We start from the raw sequence: 6539 nt of genomic DNA on the forward strand, positions 1-6539 counted from the left end.
TAGCGCCGCACGGTGGCGGCCCGGGCCAGCGCGAGCAGCGTGGCCCGGGCCGTCCCGTCGACCAGTGGGGCGGCCTCCAGCGCGGCCAGCGAACGGGCCATCAGCTGCTCGATCCGCTCCTCGACCTGCTCCGGGGCACCGCTCTTGGCCACCAGGTCGCTCAGCTCGGTGATCTGCTCCGCGGTCAGCCCGGGCGCGCCGAGCCGGCGGTCCAGCAGCGCCGCCGAGGCCGGGTCGAGGCCGCGCAGCGCCAGCGCCACCAGCAGGGTGCGCTTGCCCTCGCGCAGGTCGTCACCGGCCGGCTTGCCGGTGACCGCCGGGTCGCCGAACACCCCGAGCAGGTCGTCCCGCAGCTGGAAGGCCTCGCCCAGCGGCAGCCCGAACTCCCCGTAGGCGGCGACCAGTTCCTCGCTCGCCCCGGCGAGCCGGGCGCCCACCTGGAGCGGGCGCTCGATGGTGTACTTGGCCGACTTGTAGTGCAGCACGGTCTGCGCCCGGTCCAGCGCCCGGGCGTCGGTGGAGTCCCCGGCCACCGGCTCCAGCACGTCCAGGTACTGGCCGGCCATCACCTCGGTGCGCATCAGGTCGAAGACCGGCTTGGCGGCCAGCACCGCGGCCGGGTCCAGGCCGGAGCGGACGAACAGCTCGTCGCACCAGATCAGCAGCAGGTCGCCGAGCAGCAGCGCGGCCGCCGCGCCGTACTGCTCGCGGTCGCCGCGCCAGCCGCTGTCGCGGTGCAGCGCCTCGAACCGGCGGTGCACCGAGGGCAGGCCGCGCCGGGTGTCGCTGCGGTCCATCAGGTCGTCGTGCACCAGCGCGCTGGCCTGCAGCAGCTCCAGCGCGGCGGCCGCGTCCACGATGCCGGCGCTGTCCGCGGCGCCGCCGGCCCCGCGCCAGCCCCAGTAGCAGAAGGCCGGGCGCAGCCGCTTGCCGCCGTCCAGCAGGAAGTCGCGCAGCGCGTCGGCGGCGGCGACCAGGTCGGGCGAGATGGTGCTGAGCAGCTGGTGGCGGCCGGCCATGAACCGGCCGAGCGCGGCGTCGACCCGGGTGCGGACCGCCTCCACGTCGAGCGGGAGGACGGGCGCGGGGCTGGGCGAGGTCACTGGGCACTCCGGGGTCACGGGGAACGGTGATCAGACTAACCGCAGGGCGGCACCGCGGCCCGGGCGGACGCCGCCGTCCCGGTGCCGCCCGGCGCTGGACAGTCCCGTCTCACTGGTTGGGCAGCGTTTGTCCGTGCCACCGCAACCGCGGATAACCTGCCGACATGGCACTCGGCGTCCCCTCCACCCGACCGGACCGCGCCCAGACGGTCCGTGATCTCCTGGCGGCCGGAAAGCGCTCGTTCTCCTTCGAGTTCATGCCGCCGCGCAGCGAGGCCGCCGAGCACCGGCTCTGGGACGCGATCCGGCGGCTGGAGCCGCTGGACCCCAACTTCGTCTGCATGACCTACGGCGCCGGCGGCTCCACCCGCGGGCGCACCGTCAGCATGGTCGGCCGGATCGCGGCCGAGACCACGCTGACCCCGGTCGCCCACCTGACCGCGGTGGACCACTCGGTGGCCGAGCTGCGCAACATCATCGGCCAGTACGCGGACCAGGGCGTGCGCAACGTCCTCGCGGTGCGCGGCGACCCGCCCGGCGACCCGATGGGCGAGTGGGTCACCCACCCGCAGGGCGTCACCTACGCCTACCAGCTGGTCGAGCTGATCAAGGGGATCGGCGACTTCTGCGTGGGCGTGGCCGCCTCGCCGAACATGCACCCGCGCTCCACCGACTGGGACGAGGACATCCGGCACTTCGTGGCCAAGATCCGGGCCGGTGCCGACTACGCGATCACCCAGATGTTCTTCGAGGTGGAGGACTACCTGCGGCTGCGCGACCGGGTGGAGGCGGCGGGCTGCGAGGTGCCGATCATCCCGGAGATCATGCCGGTGACCAACGCCAAGCAGCTGGTCCGGTTCCCGCAGCTGAGCGGCGCGCCGTTCCCGCCGGACCTGGAGCGGCGGCTGCGCGCCGTGGCGGAGGACCCGGAGGCGCTGCGCGAGGTCGGCATGGAGCACGCCACCAGCATGTCCGAGCGGCTGCTGGCCGAGGGCGCGCCCGGGCTGCACTTCATCACCCTGAACGGCTCCACCGCGACCCTGCAGATCTACCAGAACCTCGGTCTGCACCGGGGCTGACACAGCGCGTAGGCGCACGGTCCGGGATGTGGGGCGCCGGGCGGTAACCCGGTACAGTCGCGGCACGCGCTGCGCTGCGCGGCCGGGCAGTGGTGGAGGACGCAGATGGGCATCGGGATGCTGGCCTTGTACGCGGCCCTCGCCGTGGTCGCGCTCTGGCTGATCGCCGAGCTGCTGCTGCAGAACCGCGCCCCGCTGCACTGGCGGGCCCTCGCGCTGCTCGGCTTCCTGGCCGTGGTGGCCGGGATGGGACCGCGCTCGGTGCCGGTGATCGGGGCGGGCGCGGCGGCCTTCGCGGCCGGCCAGGTGCTGGTCACCCTGTCGGTCAAGCGCGGGTACCGGGCCGGCTGGTCGCTGCGCCGCCCGGACGGCGCGCTGCCCGGCGCGCTGGCGCGGGTCCCGCTGCTCTCGGCCGCCACCGGCGGCGTGCCGGCGGCCGCGGTGATCGAGGCGGAGCAGCGGGTCGGCGAGGTCGGTCCGGTGGAGCCGACGGAACCGGTCTTCGAGCCGGCGTTCGAGTCCGCCCCCGAACCGGCCGGCGAGCCGGTGGAGTACGGGATCTACGAGACCGTCGAGTCCTACCAGGACCCGGGCCCGCAGCTGCCGCAGCCGCAGCAGGCGGCCTACCCCTACAGCGAGCAGCAGCAGTACGAGTACCAGCAGTACGGCTACTACGAGCAGCAGCAGTACGTGCCGTACGAGCAGCAGTGGCAGCAGCAGGGCTACGACCCCGCCGCCCAGTACCCGCCCGAGTACGGCATCCCGCAGCAGCAGCACGGCTACGCCTACTACCAGCCCCAGCCCGAGCAGCCGGTCCAGCCCCAGCCGGTCCAGCCGCAGCCGGAGCAGCACTGGCAGGGCTGGGCCGGCTGACGGCGGGTCAGGCCGGCCCGATCAGGCCGGCCACCACGCAGGCGGACATGCCGGCCCTGGCCAGCCCGCCGCCCGGGTGAGCGCCGCCGCCCAGCAGGTAGCGGCCCGGCTCGCCGGTCGCGTTGGCGGGCCGCAGGTAGCCGCCGCCCGCGCCGGCCAGGGCCGGGCGCGGCACCGCGCCGCCGGGCGAGCGGGTCTCCCGCTCGGTGTCGGCCGGGGTGCGCACCACCTGCCAGAGCAGCCGCTCGCGCAGGCCGAGCCCGGCCGCGTCGGCCCAGCCGAGCAGCTGCTCGGCGTAGGACGCGGCCACCCCGGGGGCGGTCCAGTCGAACCGGGCCTGCGACGGGACGGTGACGGTCAGGGTGACCGCCTCGTGCTCCCGGTCCGGGCACAGCGACGGGTCGTCGGGCCGCAGCACCTGGACGGTGGGGCGCGGGTAGGGCCGCGGCTCGCCGCCGAACAGCGCCGCCAGCTCGGCGGCCCGGTCGTCCGCGTGCAGCACGGTGCGCTGCGCGGTGCCGGCCGGCCGGGCGCCGCGCAGCGCCAGCAGCAGGCCGACCCGGCCCGGCGCGGCGGGTTCGCCCGGGCCCGGCGCGAGCAGCAGGTCGCCCTCGGGGGCCCACTCGGCCGGGGTGTCGAAGCGGAACTCGACCCCGCGCTGCTCGCAGCGGCGGAAGAAGGCCTCGGCCAGCGCGCGCATCCCGCCGCCGACCGACCACACCCCGAAGGTCTGCTCCATGTACGGGAGCACGGTGGCACCGGCCGGGGCGGTGCGCGGGTCGAAGCCGAACCGCAGCACGGACTCGGTCAGCAGCGCGGTCAGCGCCGGATCGCCGCCGAGCTCGCGCGCGGCCACCTGGTCCAGGGTCGGGGCGCCGGCGGGGCGCAGCCGGGCCAGGCCGCGGCGCGGGGCGGCGGGGTACGGATCGGTGGCCAGCGCGGCGGGGTCGGCGGGCAGCGGCTCCTCCAGCAGCGGACGCCGGGTGGCCTCCCAGACCGCGCGGCCGCGGTTCATCACCGCGCCCCAGCGCTCCCCGGCCCCGGCCCCGAGCGCCGCGTCCAGCGCCTGGGCCACACCGCCGCGGGAGGCGTTGGGCAGGGTCAGCACGGTGCCGCCGGGGAGCAGGTGGCGGCTCTCCGGCTCCACCGGGGCGAGCCGGACCAGCTGCTCCAGCGGCTCCCGACCGGTCTTCAGCGCGAGGTCGCGGTAGACCGCGGGCAGCGTCAGCAGGGTCGGCCCGGTGTCGAAGGCGAAGCCGTCCCGGCGCAGCTGCCCGAGCATCCCGCCGTACGTCGGCCCCGCCTCGCAGACCGTCACCCGGTGCCCCACGGTGGCCAGTCGCGCCGCCGCGGCCAAGCCGCTGATTCCCGCTCCGATGATGACGATCCGTGCCATGGGGACCGATCCTAGGGGCTTGTGGCCCGCAGGACTTGTCAGTGCCCGGCGCGACCATGAGGGGGACGGGCAACCCTGCCCGAGCACCGCCCGCCGAGGACTTGGGGGAGTACCGACCATGACCGTCACCGACCTCCCAGACCAGCACCTGCCCGAGCCCATCCCGCTGCGCTCGGTCGACGTGCACCCGGTGCTGCTGCGCGCCGGCGCGCCGCCGGCCGCCCGCGACCTGCTGACCCAGGCGCACCGCACCCTGCTGGCCGCCGACGCCGCCGAGGACCCGCTGGAGCGCTACGCCACCGCGCACCTGGCCGCGCTGCGCTGCACCGCCGCCGTGCTCGCGGTGCGCGGCCGCCCGGAGAAGAACCCGCGCCGGCGCAAGGCGATCCGCAGCGCCTGGGAGGTGCTGCCCGAGGTGGCGCCCGAACTGGCCGAGTGGGCCGTCTACTTCGCCGCCGGCGCGCGCAAGCGGGCGGCGGCCGAGGCCGGGGTGCGGGGCGCCGCCTCGGCCCGGGACGCGGACGACCTGGTCCGCAACACCGCGATCTTCCTGCGCCTGGTCGAGCGGGTGCTCCAGTTGGGGGCGAACGGAGGCAATAGGGTGGACCCGTAGCCGTCCGTCCCGCCCGAGGAGCCCGCCTTGTACCCGACGCGCCCCCGCAGCGCCCTGCGTACCGCCGTGGTCTGGGAGGTGGTCCGCGCCGCCCTGGAGCGCCGGTCCGCCGAGCTGGACCAGCCGGTGCTGGACGTGCTCGACACCGGCGGCGGCACCGGGAACTTCGCGGTCCCGGTGGCCCGGCTCGGCCACCGGGTCACCGTGGTCGACCCCAGCCCCGACGCGCTGTTCGCGCTGGAGCGCCGGGCCGCCGAGGCCGGGGTGACCGACCTGGTCCGGGCGGTCCAGGGCGACACCCAGACGCTGCCCGAGCTGATCGCCCCCGCCTCGGTGGACGCGGTGCTCTGCCACGGCGTGCTGGAGGTGGTGGACGACCCGGCCGAGGCACTGGGCCACCTGACCGCCACCCTGCACAAGGGCGGGCTGGTCTCGCTGCTGGCCGCCAACCGCAACGGCGCGGTGCTGGCCCGGGCGCTGGCCGGCCACTTCGAGGAGGCCCGCACCGTGCTGGACGCGCCGGACGGCCGCTGGGGCGCCGGCGACCCGATGCCGCGCCGGTTCACCGGCGACGAGCTGCACGGCCTGGCCGCCGCGGCGGGGCTGACCGTCGAGTCGGTGCACGGCGTGCGGGTCTTCGCCGACCTGGTGCCCGGGGTCCTGGTGGACACCGAGCCGGGTGCGCTGGAGGCGCTGCTCAAGCTGGAGGAGGCGGCCGCCGCGCGGCCCGAGTTCCACGCCGTGGCCACCCAGCTCCACCTGCTCGCCGCGCTCCGCTGAACCCGTTCGCGACGGTTGCGGCGGCCCGGGCACTTCCCGGGCCGCCGCAGCGTTCCACGGGTGCGGGTGACGGGGTGGAATGAGGCGGACACGACCGATCGTTCCCCTCTCCGGATCCCGCCGATGGACCGTATGATCTGGGTAAAGCCAGAACGCATGACGGCCAGACGCATGGGGCATATGGACCACGACAAGGCCAGGTGGCGGACCGGTCGCGCTGCGACCGACGAGTAGGAGGACTCCGTGCCGCTCTCGGAGCACGAGCAGCGACTGCTCGACCAGATGGAGCGAGCGCTGTACGCCGAAGATCCCAAGTTCGCGTCGGCGCTCGAGGGAACAGGCCTGCGCACCTACACCCGGCGCCGGGTGTACCTGGCGGCCGCGGGATTCGTGGTGGGAGTGGGCCTCCTGATGGGGGGCATGATCGCGCAGCCCAAGTTCATCTGGCTCAGCGTGGTCGGCTTCCTGGTGATGCTGGGCTGTGCCGTGGTGGCGGTCGCCGGCTGGCGGCGGCACCCGGCGGCCGGCGGAGCCGGTCAGGGGCAGCGCAGCGCGCCGCAGGCCCACCGCAAGGCGAACGTGATGGACCGGATGGAGCAGCGCTGGCAGCGCCGCCGGGACGAGCACGACGGACTCTGAGCCGGTCCCGGGGGAGCGGCCCGGGCCGACCGCGCCGGCGAGGCGCACACGCGAAG

7 protein-coding genes are annotated in these 6539 nt (G+C 75.8%); 5 read left to right on the forward strand and 2 right to left on the reverse strand.

Features of this window, described 5'->3' with window-relative positions; all coding sequences use genetic code 11:
- The coding region (locus ACFW1A_RS36995) for a polyprenyl synthetase family protein (RefSeq protein ID WP_380417400.1) at positions 1 to 1103 on the reverse strand (1103 nt) is incomplete at its 3' end.
- Positions 1104 to 1267: 164 nt separating this feature from the next.
- Between ACFW1A_RS36995 and metF the strand changes: the two genes are divergently transcribed.
- Entirely contained in the window at positions 1268 to 2182 is a 915-nt protein-coding gene (gene metF / locus ACFW1A_RS37000) for a methylenetetrahydrofolate reductase [NAD(P)H] (protein WP_380417403.1), read from the forward strand.
- 105 nt (positions 2183 to 2287) lie between these two features.
- A complete protein-coding gene (locus ACFW1A_RS37005) occupies positions 2288 to 3055 on the forward strand; it encodes a hypothetical protein (RefSeq protein WP_380417406.1) in 768 nt (255 codons plus the stop codon).
- A 7-nt stretch (positions 3056 to 3062) separates the two neighbouring features.
- On the opposite strand, the gene ACFW1A_RS37010 is transcribed toward ACFW1A_RS37005, so the two are convergent.
- The gene (locus ACFW1A_RS37010) at positions 3063 to 4451 is read right to left on the reverse strand and encodes a phytoene desaturase family protein (protein ID WP_380417408.1); all 1389 of its coding nucleotides are present in this window, start codon (positions 4449 to 4451) and stop codon (positions 3063 to 3065) included.
- Between the two features lie 118 nt (positions 4452 to 4569).
- Here ACFW1A_RS37010 and ACFW1A_RS37015 point away from each other — a divergent pair, with 118 nt between their 5' ends.
- From ACFW1A_RS37015 to ACFW1A_RS37025, 3 genes are all read left to right on the forward strand, one after another.
- Entirely contained in the window at positions 4570 to 5064 is a 495-nt protein-coding gene (locus ACFW1A_RS37015; RefSeq protein ID WP_380417410.1) for an SAV_6107 family HEPN domain-containing protein, read from the forward strand.
- A gap of 27 nt (positions 5065 to 5091) precedes the next feature.
- Positions 5092 to 5844 (forward strand): methyltransferase domain-containing protein, encoded by a 753-nt coding sequence (locus tag ACFW1A_RS37020; RefSeq protein WP_380417412.1) that lies wholly within the window; start codon positions 5092 to 5094, stop codon positions 5842 to 5844.
- A gap of 243 nt (positions 5845 to 6087) precedes the next feature.
- A complete protein-coding gene (locus tag ACFW1A_RS37025; RefSeq protein ID WP_380417414.1) occupies positions 6088 to 6483 on the forward strand; it encodes a DUF3040 domain-containing protein in 396 nt (131 codons plus the stop codon).
- The last annotated feature ends 56 nt before the right edge of the window (positions 6484 to 6539 follow it).

This window comes from Kitasatospora sp. NPDC058965, from assembly GCF_042741245.1.
Lineage (GTDB): Bacteria > Actinomycetota > Actinomycetes > Streptomycetales > Streptomycetaceae > Kitasatospora.

Bases quoted from the DNA above. Each gene is read 5' to 3' on its own strand.
- metF (WP_380417403.1), top strand. From the start codon at position 1,268: ATGGCACTCGGCGTCCCCTCCACCCGACCGGACCGCGCCCAGACGGTC.
- ACFW1A_RS37005 (WP_380417406.1), top strand. From the start codon at position 2,288: ATGGGCATCGGGATGCTGGCCTTGTACGCGGCCCTCGCCGTGGTCGCG.
- ACFW1A_RS37010 (WP_380417408.1), bottom strand. From the start codon at position 4,451: ATGGCACGGATCGTCATCATCGGAGCGGGAATCAGCGGCTTGGCCGCG.
- ACFW1A_RS37015 (WP_380417410.1), top strand. From the start codon at position 4,570: ATGACCGTCACCGACCTCCCAGACCAGCACCTGCCCGAGCCCATCCCG.